Source organism: Nocardia sp. NPDC056611 (genome assembly GCF_042792755.1).
Lineage (GTDB): Bacteria > Actinomycetota > Actinomycetes > Mycobacteriales > Mycobacteriaceae > Nocardia.
Window position 1 is genome coordinate 1 of sequence record NZ_JBHTVV010000007.1, and the last position, 22,216, is coordinate 22,216.

Below are 22,216 nucleotides of genomic sequence, written 5' to 3' on the forward strand. Positions count from 1 at the left end.
TGTGTTTTTTATTTCTTTGGTTTCTCCCCCCCCCCTCCCCTGCTGGGCGCGTTTCCCTCCCACTTCCGCCCCCCCCCCCCGGTATTCTGGGGGGTGGCCCCCCCGGGGGGCCACACCACGCAACCCGCCCGGAGCGAAGCGGAGGGCAAATGGACGCAGCGGTACCTACAGTCCTGGTCGTCGACGACGATGAGGATGTGCTCGCATCGGTCGAGCGCGGGCTCCGGCTGTCAGGTTTCCGGGTGGTGATCGCCCGGGATGGGGCGGCCGCCCTACGCAGTGTGAACGAATTCGCCCCCGACGCGGTCGTGCTCGATATGAACATGCCGATCCTGGACGGGGCGGGTGTGGTGACCGCGCTGCGGGCCATGGGCAACGAGGTGCCGATCTGTGTGCTGTCGGCGCGCAGTTCGGTGGACGACCGCATCGCCGGGCTGGAGTCGGGGGCCGACGATTACCTGGTCAAACCGTTCGTGCTCGCCGAGCTGGTGGCGCGGATCAAGGCGCTGCTGCGGCGGCGCAGTGACGCGCCGGCGTCCGGGATCCCGGGCGCGATCACCGTGGGGCCCTTGGAGGTCGACGTCGCTGGCTATCGGGCGCTGCTGCACGGCACCGAGATCGAGCTCACCAAGCGCGAATTCGAGCTGCTGTCCACGCTGGCGCGCAGCGCCGGGGTGGTGCTGAGCCGGGAACGGCTGCTGGAACTGGTGTGGGGCTACGACTTCGCGGCCGACACCAATGTGGTGGACGTGTTCGTGGGCTATCTGCGGCGCAAGCTCGAGGTTGAGGACACCCCGCGCCTGCTGCACACCATCCGCGGCGTCGGGTTCGTCCTGCGGGCGCCGAAATGACTTCCGCGGCGGGCCCTTCCGCGTCCGGGGGCAGGCGCCGCCGCTGGTCCTACACGCTGCGGGTGCGCGTCGCCGCCGCCGCGGCGCTGGGCGCGACCATCATCGTGGCGATCCTGAGCTGGATCACCATCTACGCCATCGGCCGCAGCAATATGGCCCAGGCCGATCAGCAGCTGTCGATGGTGTCGCGGCTGGTGCTGATCCAGCCGGTCTTCGCGGTCAATGTGGTCGACATCCTCGCGCCCAACAAGGAAATGGCGCTGACGGTCCGCATGAACGACCGCGCGCTGGCCAGCACCCCGGTGAAACTGCCGGTGCTGCCGGTCGGCAATGCCACCGTCACCGTGGACGGCAACGCCTACCGGGTGCTCACCACCACCGAGGCGCAGCCCGCGGGACAGGTTGTGTCCCTGGGCATTCCGACCAATCAGACCGAGAAGACCATCAACGAGCAGCGGCGCTGGGTGTATCTGGCCGCGGCGCTCGCGGTGACCGCGTCGGCGGGGCTGGGCTGGCTGTTCGGCGGGCGCGCGGTGCGGCCCATCGTGAAACTCACCCGGGACCTCGACGAGCGCGGGCCCGCCGGGGAATCGGAAGTCCCGCTCTCGGTGGACGGTTCGGGTGTGAAGGAGGCGGACAAACTCGCCGAGGCCGTCAACACGCTGCTGGAGCGGGTGGACCGGGCGCAGGCCGAGACTGCCACCGCGCTCGAGACCGCCCGCGATTTCGCCGCGGTGTCCGCGCACGAACTGCGTACCCCGCTCACCGCCATGCGCACCGACCTCGAGGTGCTCAGCACGCTGGACCTGAACGAGGAGCAGCGCCGCGAGATCCTCACCGACCTGCAACGTGGCCAAAACCGGGTGGAGACCACGCTGGCCGCGCTGGAACGGCTGGCCGCGGGCGACCTCACCCACGAACGCGACCACGTGGTCACCGACGTGGTCGAGCTGTGCGACGCCGCCGCGCATGACGCCATGCGGCACTTCCCGCAGTTGAAGGTGTGGATCGAGGCCGACGCCGAGCTCGTCACCCGGGGCCTGCCCACCGGGTTGCGGCTGGCCGTGGACAACGCGCTCACCAATTCCGCGCGGCACGGCGGGGCCACCGAGGCGCTGGTGACGGCGCATCGCGCGCCCGACGGACGCATCGTGATCACCGTCGACGACAACGGCCGCGGCCTGCCCGCCCACGAGCGGGAGCAGGTGTTCGCGCGCTTCTTCCGGGGCAGTCAGGCCACCAAGGGCGGGTCCGGACTGGGTCTGGCGTTGGTGGCACAGCAGGCCCAATTGCACGGCGGCCGGGCCTATTTCGACGACGGCATGCTGGGCGGGGTGCGGCTGGTGCTGGAGCTCCCCGATCGCGGGGCGTGGCCGCCGCCACCCGCGCGTATGTGAACGTACCGGTCTTTACCGAACTCTCAGACATCCATCAGAGCAGCGGACATACCCGGCCTCTACGGTCTGAATCGTGTTCGGAAAACGTGCTCGCTGGGTCCTGATCGTCCTGATGCTCGCCGCCGCGGTCGCGGCGAGCGTCGTCGGCATCGGCCGCCTGCGGACCGCGCCCACGGCGGTCGCGCTCGTCAACGGTGATTCCGGTCCGCTGGGCGCGCGCATCGCGAAAGATCTGCAGGCCAGTGGAATCCGGCACTGGGAGGTCGTCGACGAGGCGAGCCCCGCCGACTACGCCGCGGTGATCACGCTGCCCGCCGACCTGACCGCCGACATCAACTCCCTGGTCACCGACCAGCCGAAGAAGGCTCAGGTCACCGTGGCCACGCACGACCGCGCCGACCCGAATCTGGTCAACGACGCGGTGAGCGAGGTGACCAAGAAGGTCAGCGCGGCCGGGCTGGACACCTTGTTCTCGACCATGAACACCGCGCGTCTGCAGGTGTCGCAGATCGCCGGGACGTCGGGCATGCTGAGCGCGGGCGTGCAGGCGGCCGCGGACGGCGCACAGCAGTTCTCCGGCGGCGCGGATCAGCTGACCGATTTCCTGGCGCAGGCGAAAGCCGGTGCGGGGCAGCTGACTTCGGGGATCGACGCCCTGAACACCACCCTTTCGGCGGCGACCACGCAGGCGAATCAGCTTGCCACGGCGCTGGATTCGACCGGCGTCACCATGTGGCAGGTCTCGCAGGCGGCGAGCGCGCTGTCGGGTGGGTTGAATGTGGTGGTGCCGTTGTTGCAGGGGCTGCCGATCGCCACGGATCCGCAATTGGCGAGCGTGATCACGCAGCTGCAGGGTCTGCGCACGATCGCGAATCAGGCGGATGTCCAGCTCAGCGGCTTCGCGAATCTGACAGGCACGCAGGTCACTCCGGATACCAAGGTCGGGCAACTGCTGCGTGACGCGGCCGGACGACTGAATGACGCAAGCGCCCAGTTGAATCAGGGCGCGTCGCTGGCGCAGAGCATTCCCGCGATCGCCGATCAGGCCGGCGCCCAGCTGGTCACCGCGATGCAGGCGCTGACCGGCGGCGTGGCCCAATTGCAGTCCGTCACCAAGCTTCTGAGCACTCAGACCAACCAGGCCATGGGCGCACTCCCCCAGCTCGGCGTGCCGCAGCAGACCGTGATCGCGGCCGCCCTCACCGACCCCGTGGACATCATTCGGAGATAACGTTCGCAAATAATCCGCAACGATCGGCGGTTCGCCGGAGTACACTGTGCCCGAATTGCTCTAATCGACCCGTTTCGTGGCTCGTCCGCTTCATCCGCATCTTGGCTCCACTCAGCGCCCGGTATCGGAGAGGAAACGATCGTGAGCATGCTCATCGCCGCACACGACATGTACGGCACGGTTCTCGCCCAACTCGGCAATCCCACCGCGGAAACCCCGCCCATGGCGGACAAGATGATGAAGATGTTCCGGTACTTCACCTGGTTCACCCAGATGTCCGGCATCGCGGCCATCACCTATGGTGGCGGACGTTTCGCCTGGGAGAAGTGGGGCGGCGGCTCGGCCTCGCCCAAGATGGTCGCCAACGCCATGCTGGGCGGCGCGACCGCCACCAGCGCCGGAACCATCATGAACGCCATCGTCGGCTAGCGATTCGGGAGACAATGCGGGGGCCATACCCCCGCATCCTCTTGGGGAGGAACCGATGACCTACGGCAACGATCCCTACTCGCAGCAGCCGCAGCAGCCAGGCTTCGGGCAGCAGCCACCCGGGTACGGGCAGCAGCCACCTCCCGGGTACGGGCAGCAACCGCCTCCCGGATACGGCCAGCAACCGCCCGGCGGCGTCCCCGGACAGCCCGGGGGCTACGGCTACCAGCCGGGCTACGCCGCCTATCCCGCCCCGCCCTACGCGAGTTGGGGCGCCCGGGTCGGCGCGTACCTGATCGACCGGCTGATCGTGTTCGTGCCCGCGGCCATCTTCTACGGGCTCGGCTTCGCCATCGGTTTCAAGGACGCCGACTGCGTCACCGAGCAGACCGATACCTCCTACAGCGCCAACTGCTCGGGCGGACTGTCCGGCGCGGGGGTCGCGCTCATCCTCGTCGGCGCCCTCATCGCCTTGGCCGGCGCGCTGTGGCTCATCTATAGGGAGGGCACCACCGGTCAGACTCCCGGCCGGAAGATGCTCAACATCAAGCTCGTTCGCGAAGCGGACGGCCAGGTGCTGGGCTTCGGTATGGCATTCGTCCGCCAGCTCTGCCACTTCGTCGACAGCCTCGCCTGCTATATCGGCTGGCTGTGGCCGATCTGGGACGCCAAGCGGCAGACCTTCGCCGACAAGATCATCGGCAGCATCGTGGTCAAGGTCTGAGAGCCGACGACCGAGACAACAGTGCCCGCCGCGCGGAATGCGCGGCGGGCACGTGTTTTTCAGCGACCCGGAGGCGTCAGTTCACGACGTCCAGCAGGTCGATGACGAAGACCAGGGTCTTGCCGGAGAGCTGGTGGCCGCCGCCGGCCTCGCCGTAGGCCAGCTTCGGCGGGATGGTCAGCTGGCGGCGGCCGCCCACCTTCATGCCGGGGATGCCGTCCTGCCAGCCCTGGATCAGGCCACGCAGCGGGAAGACGATCGACTCGCCACGGTCCCAGGAGGCGTCGAACTGCTCGCCGGAGTCGTACTCGACACCCACGTAGTGGACGTCGACGGTGTCGCCGGGCTTGGCTTCACTGCCCTCACCCACAACGAGGTCCTTGATCACGAGCTCGGCGGGGGCGGGACCGTCCTGAAACTCGATTTCCGGCTTGCTGCTCATGGGCTGTCCTCTTCGATTAGGGGATCGGAACGTGATCTACCCTATGCCCCGCCCATTCGCCCGCCCCGGCCGGAGGCGAAAATGGGCGCGTGGCCGAAGTGATCGATATCGACGACCCCGCCGATCCGCGGGTCGCCGATTTCCGCGACCTCAATAACGCCGACCGCCGACCCGACCTGCCGGGCGGAAAAGGCCTGGTGATCGCGGAGGGCGTGGTGGTGGTGCAGCGCATGCTGGCCTCGCGGTTCACGCCGTTCGCATTGTTCGGTGTCGCGAACCGATATGAGCAGCTGCGTGAGGATCTCGCGGCCGTGGATATTCCGTATTACCGGACCAGCGCCGAGGTGATGGCCGAGGTCGTCGGATTCCATTTGAATCGGGGCGTGCTCGCGGGGGCTTATCGGCCGCGTGAACTCAGCGCCGCGGAAGTACTGGCGGACGCGCGGACAGTCGCGGTCCTCGAGGGCGTGAACGACCACGAGAACATCGGTTCCGTCTTCCGCAACGCGGCCGGACTCGGCGCGGACGCGGTGCTGTTCGGCGACCGCTGCTCGGATCCGCTGTACCGGCGCGCCGTGCGCGTGTCCATGGGGCACGTGCTGCGGGTGCCGTTCGCCCAGCTGCCGCCGTTCCCGGCGGGCCTGGAGGTGCTGCGCGAGCGCGGTTTCCAGATCGTCGCGCTCACCCCGAACCCGAAGGCGGGCACGCTCGCCACCGCCATGACCGGCGACCGGGTAGCGCTGCTGCTCGGCGCGGAAGGACCCGGCCTGACCGAGGAGACCATGCGCGCCAGCGACATTCGGGCCCGCATCCCTATGACTCCCGGCACCGATTCGCTTAATGTGGCGACAGCGGCCGCCATGGCCTTCTACGAGAGAGTGCGTGCGCAGTGAGTCATCCGCCCGACGGACCGTACGGATACGGATATTCCGAACCCACGCCGTGGGCCAGCGGCATCGCCGTGGTCGTCATGGTGGCGGCGCTGACCGCGGCGGGCGTGTACGCCTTCGGGGCGGCGCTGGCGCAGATCCATCCGCTGCTGTCGGTGGTTGTCAATCTGATCGCGGTCGGCGGGGCCGCGCCGACGGCGTGGCGCTGGCGATTCGCTCCGGTGACCCGCTGGGTGATCGCGGGACTGGGCCTGGGCGTGCTGGTGGCCTGGCTGAGCCTGCTGCTGTCCTGAACCGGGTGAGCAGGCCGCTCGGTCAGGAGACGCGGTCCCGGCCGCGCAGCCAGCCCAGCAGTCCGCGTCTGCCGTTGCCGTGCTCGATCGGTGGTTCCGGTTCGCTGTCCAGCCGCGGCGCTTCGCCCTTGGGGTACAGCGAGAATCCGCAGACCTCGATCTGGTCGGGGGTCAGGCCGTCCGCGGAAGTTCGGCCGCGGTAACGGAATCCGAGCCACTGCTCGTTGGCGGCGTCCGCGAAGCCGGGCGGATCGAAGGGCAGCAGCTGCGGGTCGAGCAGTTCACCGGGGGTGAGGACGATCGGATGCTCGCCCGCCCAGTACGGCCGCTCCCAGACCCGCGGCATGCCCTCGTCCTCGAGGATGTTGACCCGGGTCGCGCTGAAGGAGCGGCGGAATTCGCCGCGCTCCCAGTGCGCGAACGCGCCCCAGCCCAGCGACAGGTCGTAGGAGATCAGATAGGTCTGCTCGGAGGCGAGCGGGCGGACCAGCAGCTCCGGCAGCCGGGTGGGCCGCGGCAGCGCCGCCTGGGTGGAACACATCACCGTGACGCCGGGATAGCAACCGATATAGACGGATTCGGGGTCCGGGCCCGCCCACACCTTCATGCTGCCGGAGGCGGCGGGCACCACGTCCCGATCCGGGTTGAGCTGCCGGGCGAGCGCGAAGGCGGCGTCGGGATCGGATCCCGGTTGCGCGCGCAGCACGGCCACCGGATCGGGGGCGTCGACGTACCACAGGGATGAGACCGTTGATGGCACCGACGTCACCTCCCTCGCACACGGCCACTTTCGAGCAACGCACAGCGGCCGGTCGGAGCCGACATCGATCGGCCGGGACCAACCCGCCAACAGGATTGAATCTACCCCCGCGACAGCCCGAAATGCGGCTGTTGCCAACACCGTTTCGCGGCGCGGCGACGAACGACATGCCGGAAGGTCAGCAACCCTCCGGCATTCGTGAAGATCGACAAAGCGTCAGCGACCCGAACCGACAGTGGTCAGTGACCCGAACCGACAGTGGTCAGTGACCCGAGCTGCGCACGCCTAGGAGCACGTCCTCCCAGGACGGCATCGGCGCCTTGCCGCCACGCTTGGCCCGATTCGGCTTCTGCGCGTTGGACTTCGCCGCGGGCTGCGCGGGAGCCGGGGCCGGCGCCGGTTCCGGCGTGGGCTCGGCGGCCGGAGCCGGAGCGGGCGGGGTGGCGGGCGGCGCCGGGGCGGTCGCCGCCGGAGTCGCGGGCGGCGCCGGAGCCGCCGGTTCCTTCGCGGCCGGGGCCGGAGCGGGAGCGGGCGCCGGAGCGGCCGCGGTGGTCACCGGCACGGTGCCGTCGCCGACCGCCGCGCGCTGCTCGAAGTAGTCATCCACGTTCTGCTGCTGGGCGACTCGCGCCGGGGCGGGCTCGTAGTCGGAGCCGCGCTCCTCACGCGCCGCGGGCGCGGGCGCGGGAACCGCCTCCGCCACCGGGTCGGTCTGGTCCGGCAGGATGGTCGCCAGGCCGCGCAGGGCCCGGCCGAAGTCGGGGTCGATGAGATCGGAGGCCGGATCGTCGAGCGGCACCACGGAGCCGCCGTGCGCGTCGGGCTGGTAGCGCCAGTGCGCGGCGATCACCGAACGGCCCGCCTGCCACTGCAATTGGGCCACCCAGTAGCCCTTCTCGTCCTTCCAGGCGTCCCATTCGGCGACCTCGATATTGTGGCCGCGCTCGGCGAACGCGGCCGACACGATCTCGATCAGGGTCTCCACGGCGGGGCCGTCGTTGCGGACCGGGTGCGCCTTCTGCGCCAGCTCGGCGGCCCGGGCGCGTTCCAGCAGAACGGGATACGCGAATCGTTCGACCCGCGACAGCGGCATGCCCGACTCTTCGGTGACCTGCTCCACCGAGGCGCCGGCACGGATACGAGCCTGGATATCGCGAGGGCGCATCGTGGCTTCCGTTTCGATCTCGATTTGGCCGAATCGGGCAAGATCTCCGCGGGCAGCGGCGCGCAGTTTATCGTCGGCGGCGAGGCGGTACTTCTGACCGCTCTCGGTGTCGATGCATACGATATGCGTGGAATCGGGCGTCAATCCGATTACTCGAAGTTCACGCACCGTTACCTCCTGTTCGCTGCGCAACTCACAGCTATAGCTAGGCTCGCGACACCGCCCACGTTCTGGAACAGTAGTGCACTTCTGTGAATCATGGGGCAAGACACGCGGCGCGGAAATCTGTTCCCAGACTTCCGCGCCGCATTAGTGTGATCGATTCGCCTCAGCTCCGAAACCGGGTTTCGCGAGGCGCGTTCGCCCGGTCAGATGCCATTTCTACTGATCAGCCGAGCTTTTCGACGACCCAGTCGACGCAGCGGGTCAGCTGCGACACATCGTCGGGGTCGATGGCCGGGAACATGCCGACGCGCAGCTGGTTACGACCCAGCTTCCGGTACGGCTCGGTGTCCACGATGCCGTTGGCGCGCAGCACCTTCGCGACCTGCGCGGCGTCCACGCTGTCCGCGAAGTCGATGGTGCCCACGACCTGCGAGCGCAGCGCCGGGTTACCGACGAACGGGGTGGCGTACTCGCTGGTCTCGGCCCACGAGTACAGGCGCGAGGAGGAGTCGGCGGTGCGCTTCACGGCCCAGTCCAGACCGCCATTGCCGTTCATCCACTCGATCTGGTTGGCGAACAGCAACAGGGTGGCAAGCGCCGGGGTGTTGTAGGTCTGGTCCTTGGTGGAGTTGTCGATCGCGATCGGCAGCGACAGGAACTCCGGGGTCCAGCGACCCGAGTTCTTGATCTCCTCCACGCGCTCCAGGGCCTTCGGGCTCATCAGCGCGATCCACAGACCGCCGTCGGAGGCGAAGCACTTCTGCGGGGCGAAGTAGTACACGTCGGTGTCGGCGATGTTCACCGGCAGACCGCCCGCGCCGGAGGTGGCGTCGATGGCGACCAGGGCGTGCTCGGAACCGGCCGGACGCGACACCGGGATGGCGACACCGGTCGAGGTCTCGTTGTGGGCCCAGCCGATGAGGTCGGCCGACGGGTCGGAGGTCGGCTCGGGGGCGTCGCCCGGCTCCGACTTCACGACGATCGGGTCACCGATGAACGGGTTGCCCTTGGCGACCGAGGCGAACTTCGAGGAGAACTCGCCGTTGCTCAGGTGCAGCGACTTCTCGCGGATCAGGCCGAAGGCGGCGGCGTCCCAGAACGCGGTGGTGCCACCGTTGCCCAGCACGACCTCGTAACCGTCGGGCAGGGAGAACAGGTCGCGCAGACCGGAACGCACCCGCGCCACCACGTCCTTGACCGGCTTCTGCCGGTGCGAGGTACCGAACACCGAAGCGCCGGTATCCACCAGGGACTGCAGCTGCTCGGGGCGGACCTTGGAGGGGCCGCAACCGAACCGTCCGTCGGCGGGCTTGAGATCGTCGGGGATGGTCGGGAACGCAGAGGTCATGGCGACAAGGGTAGTGGTGCTATCACCCGCGCTCACGGGCGGGTCCGGGTGGAAAAAACAATCTCGCGGGCGGGTGCGTAATGCTGTGTGGCGCGCCACAGACGCACTACGGTTCAGCACCATGGACATGGCCGCGGACAAGCGACCGGGCACCGCATCCGACCGGCGGACCGGTTCCGTCCCCGGGTTGCCCCCGGATTCCGCGCGACCGCGGACCCGGCCCGATGATGTGCCGCGCCTCGGCCTGCTGGCCCGGCTGTCCTCGCAGTTCGGCTCGCACGGCCTGACCCGCCGCGGTCCGGTGCTCGACGACGCCGCCCGCCGCGCACTGCTGCTGCACGGTCTCGAGGGGACGGCCACCATCCTCGGCGTCCGCGCGGACGAGCCCGCCCCGGAGTTCTGGGTGCGCGTGCAGATCGAGGACCGGCACGGCTACGAGACCCGGGTCCGTCAGCGGGCGGGCGCCGCCGATCGGGAGTGGATGCAGCCCGGCGACGTCGTCTGCTGCCGGGTCGATCCCGGCGATCCCGACCGGGTGGTGCTGTATCTGCCCGCGCCGGAGGAGACCTCGCGCACCAATATCACCAAGATCCTGGCCGACGGCCGTCGCGCCCGGGCCACCGTGCTGGCCGCCGCCCCGGTCGCGGCCGACTACACCGGGCGCGATGATCCGGTGCTGCGGCTGGATCTGGAACTGCGCGCCTGGGACGAGCCCGGCCCGTGGCGGGTGCGGGTGGTGCAGCCGGTGCCGCTCTCGGCGCTGGAGCTGGTCGATTTGGGCCGTCACCTGGATGTGGCGTTCTTCACCGTCGACCGCGGCGAATCCGTGGCCGTCGACTGGGCGGCCTCGCGGCGCGGCTGACCGTCGCGCCGGAGGCGGGTTCGAAGAACTGCGGGGTCGAAGGACTACGGCAGATGCACGAATTGGAAGCCGTTGGCTTTCAGCGCCGGGAGCGCGGCGAGCATGCCGGCACCGGTGCCCGACTTGGGCCGATGCATGTGGGCCAGGGAGATGCCGCCGGACTTGGCCGCCGACATGGCCGACTGCACCTGCGCGGCCGAGGCGGTCGCGCCGAAGTCCGCGTTGACCGTGTAGCCGACCGGGGTCTCCCCCAGGTCCTGCACGATCGACACCGCCACCTCGTCGTAGTGGGCGGTGCCGGCGCGGAAGAACCGGGGTCCGCGCCCGGTCAGGGCGGCGATGCGCTGATGGTTGCCCCACACCTCGTCCACCGCGGCCTGCGCGGAGACGGTGCCCTTGATCTCGTAGGCGGCGCGGCCGTTCACCGAGAGCGGGCAGTGCGCGGTGCCGTGATTGCCGATCTCGAACAGCGGGTTCGCGGCCAGCTGCCCGGCGCGGGCCGGGTTGGCGTCGATCCAGCGCTTGTTCAGGAACAGGGTGGCCGGGATCTGCTGGGCCTGCAGGAAGGCCAGCAGGTTCTCGTCGATGTCGTTGTTGCCGGGGCCGCCGCAGGCGTCGAAGGTGACGGCGAACTGCTTGCCGGTCGGGTTGAAGCCGGTCAGGATGCCGTCGACGTCGACACCCCAGGCCTTCGGGGTGCGGCCCGCGTACTTGGCCGCGATGGCGTCCGGGGACACCGTGGAGACGGGTAGCCGGGCCGGCGCGGAGGCCGGATCGGCGCCACCGCGGGGTGGATCGAGGATGCGGTCGGACGAGTTGCCGTTCGCCACACCGCATCCGGCGGTGACGAGGCCCGCGGCCAGCGCCGCGCCCGCGGCGAAGAAGCCGCGCCTGGACAGTCCTGCGTCGAACACCGGAGCAGGTTATGTGAATCCCGGCGCGCAATCCATGGCCTGAATCAGGATTCTCGCCGCCGTCGCGGTCTGGCAACCAATTCGCCACCACAGTTGGGGCAGACGTAATCCATTGTTCGACCGCACGATTCACAGAAGGTGCACTCGAAGCTGCAGATCAGCGCGGGACCCTCAGCAGGTAAATCGGCAATCTCGCATCGTTCACAGCGTGTCCGCATTTCCAGCGCCATCCGGTCTCCTCGTCCGCGCGCTGCCGGTCCCGGGTGCGCGACTGTGATCGATTTCCTTTTCATATCGAGGGGCCGGGTGCCCCAGACTGTAGCCTGCCTGTCCGAAACGACCCTTTTGCAAGGAAGCGCATTGACTTACCCGAACAACCCGTACCCGCAACAGCAGCCGGGGTACGGCTACCCGCCCGCCGATCAGCCCGCCCCGGGCTACGGCGCGCCCCAGCCCGGTTACGCGGCCCCGCCGCCCGGCTACGGCGCGCCCCAGTCGCCCTACGGCGCACCGCAACCCGCGTACGGCGCACCGCAGCCCGGCTACGGCGCACCGCAGCAGCCGGCGTACGGCGCTCCCCAATCACCCTATGGCGCACCGCAACCCGGGTATGGTGCACCCCAGCCCGGCTACGCTCCGTTCGGGGGGTTCGGAGCGGAGTACGCGAGCTGGGGCGCACGTGCGGGCGCGCGTCTGCTGGACATGCTGATCATCGGGGGCCCGTTCCTGCTGCTGAGCATCCTCGCCAACACCGTGGGCACCTCCGAGCCCACCTGCACGACCAGCCAGTACTCGGGTTACACCCGGTGTGATGCCGGGTCCATGAACGCCCTGGGCATCATCTGCGCGCTGATCGGCTTCGTGGCGGTCATCGGCACCGCGCTGTACTTCGCCTACCAGGAGGGCACGACCGGCCAGACGATCGGCAAGCGGTCGCTCGGCATTCGCGTGATCCGCGAATCGACCGGTCAGCCGATCGGTTTCGGCATGGCCATCGTGCGCTACTTCGCCGGAAACGTGAACAGTCTGGCCTGCTACCTCGGCTGGCTGTGGCCGCTCTGGGACGAGAAGAAGCAGACCCTGAGCGACAAGATCGTGGGGACGATCGTCGTGAAGGGTTAGCCCAACTCCCGGGCGCTCGCAGGGGCCGATAGGCCCGCCCAAAAACAATGGCCCGCAGCGTTTCTTCGCTGCGGGCCATTGTCCGTTCCAGGGTCTACTTGTGCGACACCAGGTTCCAACCGGTGACGGTCTCCGGCTTGCGCGGGGCCGGGCCGGTGTAGATGGCGGCCGGGCGGACCAGCTTGCCGAGCTGCTTCTGCTCCAGGATGTGGGCACACCAGCCGGCGGTGCGGCCACAGGTGAACATGGCGGGCATCATGTGCGCCGGGACCTCGGCGAAGTCCAGGATCACGGCGGCCCAGAACTCGACGTTGGTCTCGATGGCGCGGTCGGGGCGACGCTCGCGCAGCTCGGCCAGGGCGGCCTGCTCCAGTGCGGCGGCGACCTCGAAGCGCGGGGCGTCCAGGCGCTGGGCGGTAGCGCGCAGCACGCGGGCGCGCGGGTCCTCGGCGCGGTAGACGCGGTGGCCGAAGCCCATCAGCTTTTCCTTGCGGTCCAGGATGCCCTTGACCAGAGCCCGTGCGTCGCCGGACTTCTCGACGGCCTCGATCATCGGGAGCACGCGGGCCGGGGCGCCGCCGTGCAGCGGGCCGGACATGGCGCCGATGGCGCCGGACAGCGAGGCCGCCACGTCGGCGCCGGTGGAGGCGATGACGCGGGCGGTGAAGGTGGAGGCGTTCATGCCGTGCTCGGCCGCGGACACCCAGTAGGCGTCGATGGCCTCGATGTGGCGCGGGTCCGGGTCACCCTTCCAGCGGGTCATGAACCGCTCGGTAATGGTGGCCGATTCGTCGATCTTCGACTGCGGCACGGCGGGCTGGTAGATGCCGCGCGCCGACTGGGCGACGTAGGACAGCGCCATGACCGAGGCCCGGGCGAGGTTCTCGCGGGCGGTGTCGTCGTCGATGTCGAGCAGCGGCTCGTAACCCCAGATCGGGGCCAGCATGGCCAGACCGGCCTGCACGTCGACGCGGACGTCGCCGGTGTGGATGGGGAGCGGGAACGGTTCGGCGGGCGGTAGGCCGCGGCCGAATTCGCCGTCCACGAGCAAGGCCCAGACGTCACCGAAGGTGACCCGGTTGCCGACCAGGTCCTCGATGTCGACGCCGCGGTACCGGAGCGCACCGCCGTCCTTGTCCGGTTCGGCGATATCGGTGGTGAAGGCCACCACGCCTTCGAGACCGCTCACGAAGCCGTCGGGGACGACATTGGGTACCGCAGCGCTGGCAGTCATGTTGTGACTCTCCTTGCATGTCGGACTGCCCGATCCCTGAGCAGCCACGCCGATCACCTGGAGCTTAACCCCCGCATTACTCCGGAGTAACGTCTGGCCCATGGTTGACCAGGAGAAATTGGCCACCGGGCCGATGGCGCACGAAGTCCCGGTGGACATCGATATCGCGGCCTTGCGCGTCGAGTACGGGGTCGATCAGGGCGACAACCATCCCCGCCGCGACACCGACCTGGACGAGACCTGGCTGGCCGAGGGCTGGGAGCCGTTGCTGCGCAATTGGATCGAGGATGCCACCAGCGCGGGCTTGACCGACCCCAACTCGATGGTGCTGAGCACCGTGGAGATCGCCGAGAGCGGTCCGCGGCCGTCCTCGCGAACCGTGTTGTGCAAGGGGCTTTCTCCCGAGGGTGTGACTTTCTACACGAATTACGACTCGTTCAAGGGCCGTCAGCTGACCCGAACCCCGTACGCGTCGGCCACATTCGTCTGGCAGGCGATGGGGCGGCAGGTGACGGTGCGCGGCCCGGTGCGGCGGGTGCCCGCCGAGGCCACCGAGGTGTACTGGCAGTCCCGTCCGCGCGGCTCGCGTCTGGGGGCGTGGGCCTCGGAGCAGTCGCGGACCATCGCCTCGCGCGCCGAGCTGGATGAGCGCATGGCCGCGACCGAGGCCCGGTTCGCCGAGGTGGACGACATTCCGGTGCCGCCGTTCTGGGGCGGGTTCCAGATCCGGCCGGAGACGGTCGAGTTCTGGCAGGGACGCCGCAGCCGTATGCACAACCGCATCCGGGTGACCGTAGAACCGGGCAATTCGGACGTGTCGGCCATGAAAATCGAACGCCTCCAACCCTGATGCCCCGGGCAAGGCCCCGAAAGAGTTGGATATCTCACGTTCAAATGATGGGATGATCGGTCCAAAATAAGTCGGTGAAGCTGCTCGCCGACATAACTCCATTACGGAATCCCGACTACCGGAGGCTCTGGACCACCGGCATCGTCACCGTGATCGGCGCGCAACTGTCCGTTGTAGCCGTCCCCAAACAGCTCTACGACATCACCCACAGTTCCTCCTACGTCGGCCTGGCCGGACTGTTCGGCCTGATCCCGCTCATCGTGTTCGGGCTCTGGGGCGGCGCGCTCGCCGACGCCATGGATCGCCGCAAGATGCTGCTCGTCACCTCCGCGGGCACCGGCCTGACCGCGCTCGCGTTCTGGGCGCAGGCCGCGGCCGGACTGAACAACGTGTGGCTGGTGCTGATCCTGTTCGCGGCGCAGCAGGCGTTCTTCGCCATGAACCAGCCCGCCCGCAGCGCGATCTACCCGCGCCTGCTGCCATCCGAGCAGCTCCCCGCGGCGAACTCGCTGAGCATGACGGTCATGCAGTTCGGGGCGATCGCCGGACCGGTGCTGGCGGGCATGCTGATTCCGCTCGCGGGCCTGTCCACGCTGTACCTGCTGGACGCCATCGCGCTGCTGGCCACGCTGTGGGCCACCTGGAAGCTGCCGCCCATCCCGCCGCACGGCGAAGCCCGCCGGGCCGGGCTTCGTGAGGTGTTCGACGGCTTCGCCTATTTGGCCACCCAGCGCATCCTGCTGGCCTCCTTCGCGGTGGACGTGGTGGCCATGGTGTTCGGCATGCCGCGCGCCCTGTTCCCGCAGATCGCCCAGGACAGCTTCGGCGATTCCGCTTCGGGCGGAACGGCTCTGGGGCTGTTGTTCGCGGCCATGTCGGTGGGCGCGGTGCTGGGCGGGGTGTTCTCCGGCTGGCTGTCACGGGTGCGGCGGCAGGGCCTGGCCGTGGTGGTCTGCATCGTGCTGTGGGGTCTGGGCATGGTCGGGTTCGGCTTGGCCGTGGGTCTGGTCGGGCACGGGCTGAGCATGACCCTGGCGCTCTGGATCGCGCTGGCCTGCCTGGCCTTCGGCGGCGCGGTCGACATGTTCTCGGCGGCCTTGCGCACCACCATGCTGCAGTCGGTGGCGACCGATGAGATGCGCGGGCGACTGCAGGGCGTGTTCATCGTTGTCGTGGCGGGTGGACCGCGCATCGGTGATGTTGCGCACGGTTTCGCGGCAGCGGCGGTGGGTACCGCGGCGGCCGCCGCGGGCGGCGGCGTGCTCGTCGTGGTCGGCATGATGCTGGCCGTCGTGGCATTTCCCGCGTTCGTGCGTTACCGGGTGGCACGTGCCCATTCGGAGGTGCCGGTCGCCTGAGGTCCGGCGTTCATGCGCATAGCACATGACCGCCGCTCGCCTCACCTGCGAACGACGTGACTGTGAGGTAGTCAAGGGACACCCTCATTACTGGGGCGTAGTGGACAGCGGCTAGCGTTGAGTACAAGCGCATCGTGTGTCACCCGCGTCGATGCCTACGGTTTCAAGCCTGAGAGGGATCCTTCCGTGCCCGCTGAGAACATCATCAACGTCGACGACGACGCCAAGCCGGTACTGCAATACCCGGGCGGCGAGTACCCGATGACCGTCGCCAAGGCTGTCGAGGGCAATGACGGGATCGACCTGGGCAAGCTGCTCGCCAGCACCGGGTACGTCACCTACGACCCCGGCTTCATGAACACCGCGTCGACCAAGTCGGCCATCACCTACATCGACGGTGAGGCGGGCATCCTGCGCTACCGCGGGATCCCGATCGAGCAGCTGGCGGGCAAGTCGACCTTCATCGAGGTCAGCTACCTGCTCATCTACGGCGAGCTGCCGACCCAGGCCCAGCTCGACGACTTCACCGACCGGATCCGCCGGCACACCCTGCTGCACGAGGACCTGAAGCGGTTCTTCGACGGCTTCCCGCGCAACGCGCACCCGATGCCGGTGCTGTCCTCCGCGGTCAACGCGCTGTCGGCGTACTACCAGGACTCGCTGGACCCGCGTGACCCGGAGCAGGTCGAGCTGTCCACCATCCGACTACTCGCCAAGCTGCCGACTATCGCGGCCTACGCGTACAAGAAGTCGGTCGGCCAGCCGTTCCTCTACCCGGACAACTCGCTGTCCCTGGTCGAGAACTTCCTGCGGATGACCTTCGGCTTCCCGGCCGAGCCCTACGAGGTCGACCCGGAGATCGCCGCGGCGCTCGACATGCTGCTCATCCTGCACGCCGACCACGAGCAGAACTGCTCGACGTCGACCGTGCGCCTGGTGGGTTCGTCGGACGCCAACCTGTTCACCTCCGTCTCCGGCGGCATCAACGCGCTGTGGGGCCCGCTGCACGGCGGCGCCAACCAGGCCGTGCTGGAGATGCTGGACGACATCAAGGCTCAGGGCGGTGACGTCAAGGAGTTCGTCCGCAAGGTCAAGAACAAGGAAGACGGCGTGAAGCTCATGGGCTTCGGGCACCGCGTCTACCGCAACTACGACCCGCGCGCGACGCTGGTCAAGCAGGTCGCGGACAACATCCTGTCCAAGATCGGCGGCGACGACCAGCTGCTCGACATCGCCAAGGCCCTCGAAGAGGCGGCCCTGACCGATGAGTACTTCATCGAGCGTCGCCTGTACCCGAACGTCGACTTCTACACCGGCGTCATCTACCGGGCCATGGGCTTCCCGACCCGCATGTTCACCGTGCTGTTCGCCATGGGCCGCCTGCCGGGCTGGATCGCGCACTGGCGCGAGATGCACCGCGAGCCGCTGAAGATCGGCCGTCCGCGCCAGATCTACACCGGCTACGGCGAGCGCGACTACGTGGAGATCAACGGCCGTTGATCCCTCGGGTCCTGTGCCCGAACGCTTTTCACGGGAAATCCCCGTCGTCACCCATCGTGGCGGCGGGGATTTCTCGTTGCCGATGACCTGTCGTTGACAAGGACTTGTTAAGGATCTCGCCGGCGCGGGGCGGCACTCTTGTTCTCACGGGGGTCAGCTGCCGCGGCGGGGGCGGCAGCTGGCCCCCGAAGAAATCGGATGCGGGGAACCGGAAATCCTGGGATCTTCGGGGAATGGCATCGACGAATGGCATTACCGTGCGTTCGGCACGAGCTGAGGAACGGCCGGAGCTCGTCCAGCTGATGGACATGGGCTTCGGCATGCGTGGCGGTCCGGCGGACATCGAGTTCGGGCCGCAGGTCTTCCCCACCGAACGAGCCCTGGTCGCCGTCGACGGCGATCGTCTCGTCGGGCACGTCAACGACCGCGTCATGACCGTCACGGTGCCGGGTCCGCGCACCGTCGAGGCCAGTGGCGTCACCGGCGTCGCGGTCGCGCCCACGCATCGGCGGCGCGGCATTCTGCGGGCGCTCTACACCGCGCTGCACGAGCGCATCGAGGCCGAGGGCCTGCCGCTCACCATCTTCACCGTCAGCGAGGGCGGCATCTACGGCCGCTTCGGCTACGGGCCCTCGATCCAGGAGATCGACCTCTCGATTCGCGGACGCACCGCCGAATTCCGCACCACCACACCGGATCCCGGCGGCGTGCGGGTCGCGTCCCTGACCGAGGCCGAGCAGGCCCTGCCCGAGATCTACGACCGCTGGCGACGACTCACGCCCGGGGCGCAGGTGCGCCCCGAAGCCCGGTGGCGGCAGCGGATCTTCGCGGAATCGGTGCAGAACGAGGACGGCGCGCCGCAGTTCTTCCTGATCCACCCGGACGGGTACGCCATCCTGCGCCGCTCCTGGCACGACTACAAGAACACCGCCACGATCCGCGAAATGCGTACCGTCACACCGGAAGCCCATATCGCGCTGTGGCGGGTGCTGTTGAGCATGGACCTGGTGCACGACATCAAGGCCAGCACCTACGACGGGGATCCGCTCCCCTTCCTGGTCACCGATCCGCGCCTGATCGAGGTCGTCGGCCGCCACGACACGCTGTGGACCCGCCTCATGGACGTGCCCGCCGCGCTGACCGCGCGCACGTATCAGCGGGACCTGGATGTGGTGCTGGCCGTGGACGATCCGTTCCGCGGCGCGGGCGGCACCTTCGCACTGCGGGTGCGCGACGGGATCGCCGAATGCGCGCCCACCGACCGCGGCCCGGATCTGGAGCTCGGCATCGACGTGCTCGGCAGCCTCTACTTCGGTGTCTACCGGGCCCGGGTCTACGCCGCCGCCAACCGGATCCAGGCCAAGGACGCGGCGGTGCTGCGGGCCTTCGACGAGGCGTTCACCGCCGAGCGGGAGGCCGAGGTCGGCTGGTTCTTCTGAGCCCGGAACGGGCAGTGGCCGGGCCGCACCCGAGGGTGCCGCCCGGCCACTGACTCCCACCCGGCCCTGGGACGAGGCCGAATGCTCCTACCGGCCGGCGATCTTCGCGCGGAAGGGGCCGCCGACGCTGTTGAACAGCAGATCGCCGTTGGGGAAGGCTTCGATCAGCGCGTACGCGCCGTTGCCGAGGTTGGATTGCCCGAAGATGGTGCGGTGCACCGTTTCCCCGGTCTTCCAGTCCAGGCCGGTGACCTCCCAGCCGTCGGCCTTGGAGTAGCCGTTGACGAACACCACTCCCGCACCACTGGAGACCGCGGGCACCATGGAGGTCGACACCACGTCGCCGCGGGCCCAGACCGAAGTCCATCGGTGTTCCTTGGGGTCCCACTCGAACCGTTGCATACCGTGCGGGGGCGCGGCCACCGGTCCGTTGGCCAGCACGTCCACCAGCCGGTCCGGAGAACCGCCCTCGCCGATGTTCTGCACGACGAACGCGCCGTATCCGCTCGCCACCACCGACTGCTCGGACTGCACGAATTCCGGGAGCGGCTCGGGCAATCCGGCCGTGACCGCGATCTGATCGGCGATCCGATTCGACTTGGCGCCCGGCTTCTGCTGGAAGCCCTCGGGAATCTTGTTGCGCCAGAAGGCGACCAGCTTCATGTGGTCTGCGCCGTCGGTGATGACGACCAGCTGGTCACTGTCCTTGCCGAAGCCCATGAGGGTCGGGGTGGAGCCGGTGCCGGTGCCGAACTTGACAGCCGGGGGCTGGCGGCCGAAGTCGTAGGGCGAGGACCAGGCGCCGTCGGACTCCTCGGTGGAGAGCTTGCCGTCCTTCCAGACCACCTTGCGCATGATCTTGTCGGAGGCGAAGTAGAGGCCACCGTCCGGATCCACGGCCATCGAATTGGAGATGGTCTCGTCGTCGCCGATCCGCAGCTGCACGGCGTCGCCGGTCAGGTCCCGGTTGAACACGAAGACAGCCCGGGAGGCCAGCGCGATCAGGTGACCGTCGTAGGTCATGCTCAGGCCCACGATGTTCTCGGGGATGCCGAGCGAGGTGCCGGCGGTGCTGAGCAGCGGCTTCAAGTCGCGCTGCGCGACGACCTGGATGCCGTCGGCAGGTTTGTCCTTGTCCTTCAGCCCGAAGACGAACAGCTCCGAGTTCTGATTGATGTAGTAGAGGCGGTTGTCCTTGTCCACCAGCCCGTAGACGCCGTTGATCAGCCGCCGCCAGTTCTGCCCGGGCCAGTCCTGGGCGATGGCGGTCTCGATCTGGCCGGTGTCTGAGTACTGCTGGTTCAGCACCTGATCGAGTGCGGTGGTGGGGATCGGCGTGATGCCGGGCGTGTCCATGGACGCGACTTCCTTGAAGCCGCCGCCGGAGACGTCGACGTAGCGCGGGCCCGAGGTGGAGGAGACCCACCAGTAGTCCGGGTTCGGCGAAGCCAGGGTCATGATGTTGACCGGACCGCCGGGCACCCGGGGCATCGCCGCCGGGTCGATGTGGAACGTCCCGCGCGGCGGTGCTGCCGGGAAGCTGTCGCTCTGCGCGGAGTCGATGTGGGTGATGCCGAACTTCTCGGCGGCGAGATAGGGGTTGCGCTCCGGTTCCGACCCGGACAGCGAGTCGCCCAAGGCTTTCGAGCTGGAAATCGAATCCGAACTGGACGAATCGGCGCTACTGCACGCCACGAGCGAGCCGGTGGCGGCGAGCGCCAGGGCCGTGAGGCCCACCGATAGTCGCTTTACTTTGCTCAAAGTGTGCCTGCACTTTCTCAAGATGCCGTTCCAACTGATAGAGCTGGCAAAATTAGAGATAGCGCGACATTAGCAGCGCTGGGTTTCATGAACCGGAAAGATCGCCGGTTCGCACCTACCACTGGCCAGTGCCCACACTCGGAAATCGGGGTTTTCCCGGTGGTGCCCGGCCGGGGCGCGCTGGCATGCTGGAAAGGTGAAACCGATCCAGCTGATTCTGAACATCCTCTGGCTAGTCCTGGTCGGATTCTGGATGGCCATCGGCTATGCGGTCGCCGGGCTGATCTGCTGCATCCTGATCATCACCATCCCCTGGGGAATCGCGTCGTTCCGGATCGCCTATTTCGTTCTCTGGCCCTTCGGCCGCGAAGCCGTGGAGAAGCCGGACGCGGGCGTGGGCTCCATGCTCGGCAATATCGTGTGGATCGTGGTGGCCGGGTGGTGGCTGGCGCTGGGGCACCTGATGACCAGCATCGCGCTCGCGGTCACCATCATCGGAATCCCGTTCGCCTGGGCGAATCTCAAGCTGATCCCGGTGTCGCTGTTCCCCCTGGGCCGCGAAATCGTCGACAGCGACCGACGTTTCGGCTACTAGGGCAACCGGGCGTGACAGGGGTTTCGGGGAAGCCCCGAGACCCCGAGAGTTGGTGCCTCTTACTCCGACTCGTCGACGATCTGCTTCATGATGCCGACCGCTTCGCGGAGTACGCCGACCTGACCGGGCGTCAGCCGCGAGAGCTGATCGGTCATCCAGGCCTCGCGGGCCTGATTCTCGTCCGCTATCAAGGCCCGGCCCGCGTCCGACAGCGACACGATGATCTGCCGCCCGTCGGTGGGGTGCGGATTGCGTTCCACCAGATCCATTTCCGACAGCGAGGCGATGACCCGGGTCATCGACGGCGGCTGCACCCGCTCCTTGGCGGCCAGCGCGCCCGGCGTCATGGCGCCCTCCCGATTCAGCGTGGCGAGCGCGGACAGCTGCGTCAGCGAAATCTGGGCATCGGCCCGCCGGCCTCGCAGATGCCGAGTCAAGCGCACCACCGCCAGCGAGAGTTCACCGGCGAGCGCTCGAATGTCGGAAGGCGTTGTCACAGAGGCAAACGATACGGGAACGCCCGCGCGGGAGTCGCCTGTTCGCCTGGTCCAGCGCCGAGCGCCCCGGCGCGCCACCGGAACGGCTCGCGCCCTCTAGTCTGAGGGGGTGACCCCGCCGACCGTCCCGGAGATTCCGCCGCGCTTCACCGATCCGCGCCCCGTACTCCTGGTGGGCGCCATCGGTTTCCTGATCGCGACCGTCGCGGTGTGGCTGAACGACGCGTGGGCGACCGCACGGCCGGTGTGCCTGATGGGATTGGGCGTCGGGCTGTTGGGCTACGCCATCTTCGCGATTCAGCGGCGGAGTGCGCGTCGGGGTGATAAAGGCGCACAACGCGGTCTGGATTAGCACAGGGAAGCGACTGGTCATCCGACCAACAGGCATG

24 protein-coding genes are annotated in these 22,216 nt (G+C 68.4%); 15 read left to right on the top strand and 9 right to left on the bottom strand.

Features of this window, described 5'->3' with window-relative positions; translation table 11 throughout:
• Nucleotides 1–149: 149 nt before the first annotated feature.
• The 5 genes from ACFRAQ_RS30370 (at nt 150) to ACFRAQ_RS30390 (ending at nt 4,632) form a co-directional block, all read left to right on the top strand.
• Complete coding sequence (locus ACFRAQ_RS30370; protein ID WP_379105725.1) at nt 150–851, top strand: response regulator transcription factor; 702 nt, start codon at nt 150–152, stop codon at nt 849–851.
• On the top strand, nt 848–2,248 hold the full coding sequence (locus ACFRAQ_RS30375; protein ID WP_379105727.1) for a sensor histidine kinase: 1,401 nt from the start codon (nt 848–850) through the stop codon (nt 2,246–2,248). Before ACFRAQ_RS30370 ends, ACFRAQ_RS30375 begins: the two co-directional genes overlap by 4 nt.
• Nucleotides 2,249–2,321: 73 nt before the next feature.
• Nucleotides 2,322–3,479, top strand: coding sequence for a hypothetical protein (locus ACFRAQ_RS30380; protein ID WP_379105729.1), 1,158 nt, complete (start codon nt 2,322–2,324; stop codon nt 3,477–3,479).
• Between the two features lie 147 nt (nt 3,480–3,626).
• On the top strand, nt 3,627–3,908 hold the full coding sequence (locus ACFRAQ_RS30385) for a hypothetical protein (protein WP_357089931.1): 282 nt from the start codon (nt 3,627–3,629) through the stop codon (nt 3,906–3,908).
• Nucleotides 3,909–3,963: 55 nt separating this feature from the next.
• On the top strand, nt 3,964–4,632 hold the full coding sequence (locus ACFRAQ_RS30390; RefSeq protein ID WP_379105731.1) for an RDD family protein: 669 nt from the start codon (nt 3,964–3,966) through the stop codon (nt 4,630–4,632).
• A gap of 76 nt (nt 4,633–4,708) precedes the next feature.
• Here the strand turns inward: ACFRAQ_RS30390 and ACFRAQ_RS30395 are convergent, their stop codons facing one another.
• Nucleotides 4,709–5,074, bottom strand: coding sequence for an FKBP-type peptidyl-prolyl cis-trans isomerase (locus tag ACFRAQ_RS30395; protein WP_379105733.1), 366 nt, complete (start codon nt 5,072–5,074; stop codon nt 4,709–4,711).
• A gap of 89 nt (nt 5,075–5,163) precedes the next feature.
• Here ACFRAQ_RS30395 and ACFRAQ_RS30400 point away from each other — a divergent pair, with 89 nt between their 5' ends.
• Entirely contained in the window at nt 5,164–5,967 is an 804-nt protein-coding gene (locus ACFRAQ_RS30400) for a TrmH family RNA methyltransferase (RefSeq protein ID WP_379105735.1), read from the top strand.
• The gene (locus ACFRAQ_RS30405) at nt 5,964–6,257 is read left to right on the top strand and encodes a DUF2537 domain-containing protein (protein WP_379105737.1); all 294 of its coding nucleotides are present in this window, start codon (nt 5,964–5,966) and stop codon (nt 6,255–6,257) included. The genes ACFRAQ_RS30400 and ACFRAQ_RS30405 overlap by 4 nt, the downstream gene beginning before the upstream one ends.
• Before the next feature lie 22 nt (nt 6,258–6,279).
• On the opposite strand, the gene ACFRAQ_RS30410 is transcribed toward ACFRAQ_RS30405, so the two are convergent.
• From ACFRAQ_RS30410 to serC, 3 genes are all read right to left on the bottom strand, one after another.
• Nucleotides 6,280–7,017: a DUF6928 family protein gene (locus tag ACFRAQ_RS30410; protein ID WP_379105739.1), complete on the bottom strand. Its 738-nt coding sequence runs from the start codon at nt 7,015–7,017 to the stop codon at nt 6,280–6,282.
• A 262-nt stretch (nt 7,018–7,279) separates the two neighbouring features.
• Nucleotides 7,280–8,350, bottom strand: a complete 1,071-nt coding sequence (gene sepH / locus ACFRAQ_RS30415) for a septation protein SepH (RefSeq protein WP_379105741.1) — start codon at nt 8,348–8,350, stop codon at nt 7,280–7,282.
• A gap of 220 nt (nt 8,351–8,570) precedes the next feature.
• On the bottom strand, nt 8,571–9,695 hold the full coding sequence (gene serC / locus ACFRAQ_RS30420) for a phosphoserine transaminase (RefSeq protein WP_379105744.1): 1,125 nt from the start codon (nt 9,693–9,695) through the stop codon (nt 8,571–8,573).
• Nucleotides 9,696–9,816: 121 nt separating this feature from the next.
• On the opposite strand from serC, the gene ACFRAQ_RS30425 reads away from it, so the two are divergent.
• Entirely contained in the window at nt 9,817–10,557 is a 741-nt protein-coding gene (locus ACFRAQ_RS30425) for a hypothetical protein (protein ID WP_379105747.1), read from the top strand.
• 44 nt (nt 10,558–10,601) lie between these two features.
• Here the strand turns inward: ACFRAQ_RS30425 and ACFRAQ_RS30430 are convergent, their stop codons facing one another.
• Both ACFRAQ_RS30430 and ACFRAQ_RS30435 read right to left on the bottom strand, forming a co-directional pair.
• Nucleotides 10,602–11,471, bottom strand: coding sequence for a polysaccharide deacetylase family protein (locus tag ACFRAQ_RS30430; protein ID WP_379105749.1), 870 nt, complete (start codon nt 11,469–11,471; stop codon nt 10,602–10,604).
• 44 nt (nt 11,472–11,515) lie between these two features.
• A complete protein-coding gene (locus ACFRAQ_RS30435) occupies nt 11,516–11,764 on the bottom strand; it encodes a DUF1272 domain-containing protein (RefSeq protein ID WP_379105752.1) in 249 nt (82 codons plus the stop codon).
• A 67-nt stretch (nt 11,765–11,831) separates the two neighbouring features.
• On the opposite strand from ACFRAQ_RS30435, the gene ACFRAQ_RS30440 reads away from it, so the two are divergent.
• Nucleotides 11,832–12,593 carry an RDD family protein gene (locus tag ACFRAQ_RS30440; RefSeq protein WP_379105754.1) on the top strand — a complete coding sequence of 254 codons (762 nt, stop codon included), beginning with the start codon at nt 11,832–11,834 and terminating at the stop codon, nt 12,591–12,593.
• 94 nt (nt 12,594–12,687) lie between these two features.
• Here ACFRAQ_RS30440 and ACFRAQ_RS30445 read toward each other — a convergent pair whose 3' ends face one another.
• Nucleotides 12,688–13,827, bottom strand: a complete 1,140-nt coding sequence (locus ACFRAQ_RS30445; protein ID WP_357089453.1) for a citrate synthase 2 — start codon at nt 13,825–13,827, stop codon at nt 12,688–12,690.
• Nucleotides 13,828–13,927: 100 nt separating this feature from the next.
• Between ACFRAQ_RS30445 and pdxH the strand changes: the two genes are divergently transcribed.
• The 4 genes from pdxH (at nt 13,928) to ACFRAQ_RS30465 (ending at nt 18,974) form a co-directional block, all read left to right on the top strand.
• Nucleotides 13,928–14,677 carry a pyridoxamine 5'-phosphate oxidase gene (gene pdxH / locus ACFRAQ_RS30450; protein ID WP_379105756.1) on the top strand — a complete coding sequence of 250 codons (750 nt, stop codon included), beginning with the start codon at nt 13,928–13,930 and terminating at the stop codon, nt 14,675–14,677.
• A gap of 74 nt (nt 14,678–14,751) precedes the next feature.
• Complete coding sequence (locus ACFRAQ_RS30455) at nt 14,752–16,035, top strand: MFS transporter (RefSeq protein WP_379105758.1); 1,284 nt, start codon at nt 14,752–14,754, stop codon at nt 16,033–16,035.
• 186 nt (nt 16,036–16,221) lie between these two features.
• Complete coding sequence (locus ACFRAQ_RS30460) at nt 16,222–17,535, top strand: citrate synthase (RefSeq protein ID WP_357282557.1); 1,314 nt, start codon at nt 16,222–16,224, stop codon at nt 17,533–17,535.
• Nucleotides 17,536–17,768: 233 nt separating this feature from the next.
• The gene (locus ACFRAQ_RS30465) at nt 17,769–18,974 is read left to right on the top strand and encodes a GNAT family N-acetyltransferase (RefSeq protein WP_379105761.1); all 1,206 of its coding nucleotides are present in this window, start codon (nt 17,769–17,771) and stop codon (nt 18,972–18,974) included.
• Between the two features lie 87 nt (nt 18,975–19,061).
• On the opposite strand, the gene ACFRAQ_RS30470 is transcribed toward ACFRAQ_RS30465, so the two are convergent.
• Nucleotides 19,062–20,711, bottom strand: coding sequence for a hypothetical protein (locus ACFRAQ_RS30470; protein ID WP_379105763.1), 1,650 nt, complete (start codon nt 20,709–20,711; stop codon nt 19,062–19,064).
• Between the two features lie 229 nt (nt 20,712–20,940).
• Between ACFRAQ_RS30470 and ACFRAQ_RS30475 the strand changes: the two genes are divergently transcribed.
• On the top strand, nt 20,941–21,330 hold the full coding sequence (locus tag ACFRAQ_RS30475; RefSeq protein WP_379106237.1) for a YccF domain-containing protein: 390 nt from the start codon (nt 20,941–20,943) through the stop codon (nt 21,328–21,330).
• Between the two features lie 59 nt (nt 21,331–21,389).
• Here ACFRAQ_RS30475 and ACFRAQ_RS30480 read toward each other — a convergent pair whose 3' ends face one another.
• Complete coding sequence (locus ACFRAQ_RS30480; RefSeq protein WP_379105765.1) at nt 21,390–21,827, bottom strand: MarR family winged helix-turn-helix transcriptional regulator; 438 nt, start codon at nt 21,825–21,827, stop codon at nt 21,390–21,392.
• Nucleotides 21,828–21,936: 109 nt separating this feature from the next.
• Here ACFRAQ_RS30480 and ACFRAQ_RS30485 point away from each other — a divergent pair, with 109 nt between their 5' ends.
• Nucleotides 21,937–22,179, top strand: a complete 243-nt coding sequence (locus tag ACFRAQ_RS30485; RefSeq protein WP_379105768.1) for a DUF2530 domain-containing protein — start codon at nt 21,937–21,939, stop codon at nt 22,177–22,179.
• Nucleotides 22,180–22,216 lie beyond the last annotated feature (37 nt).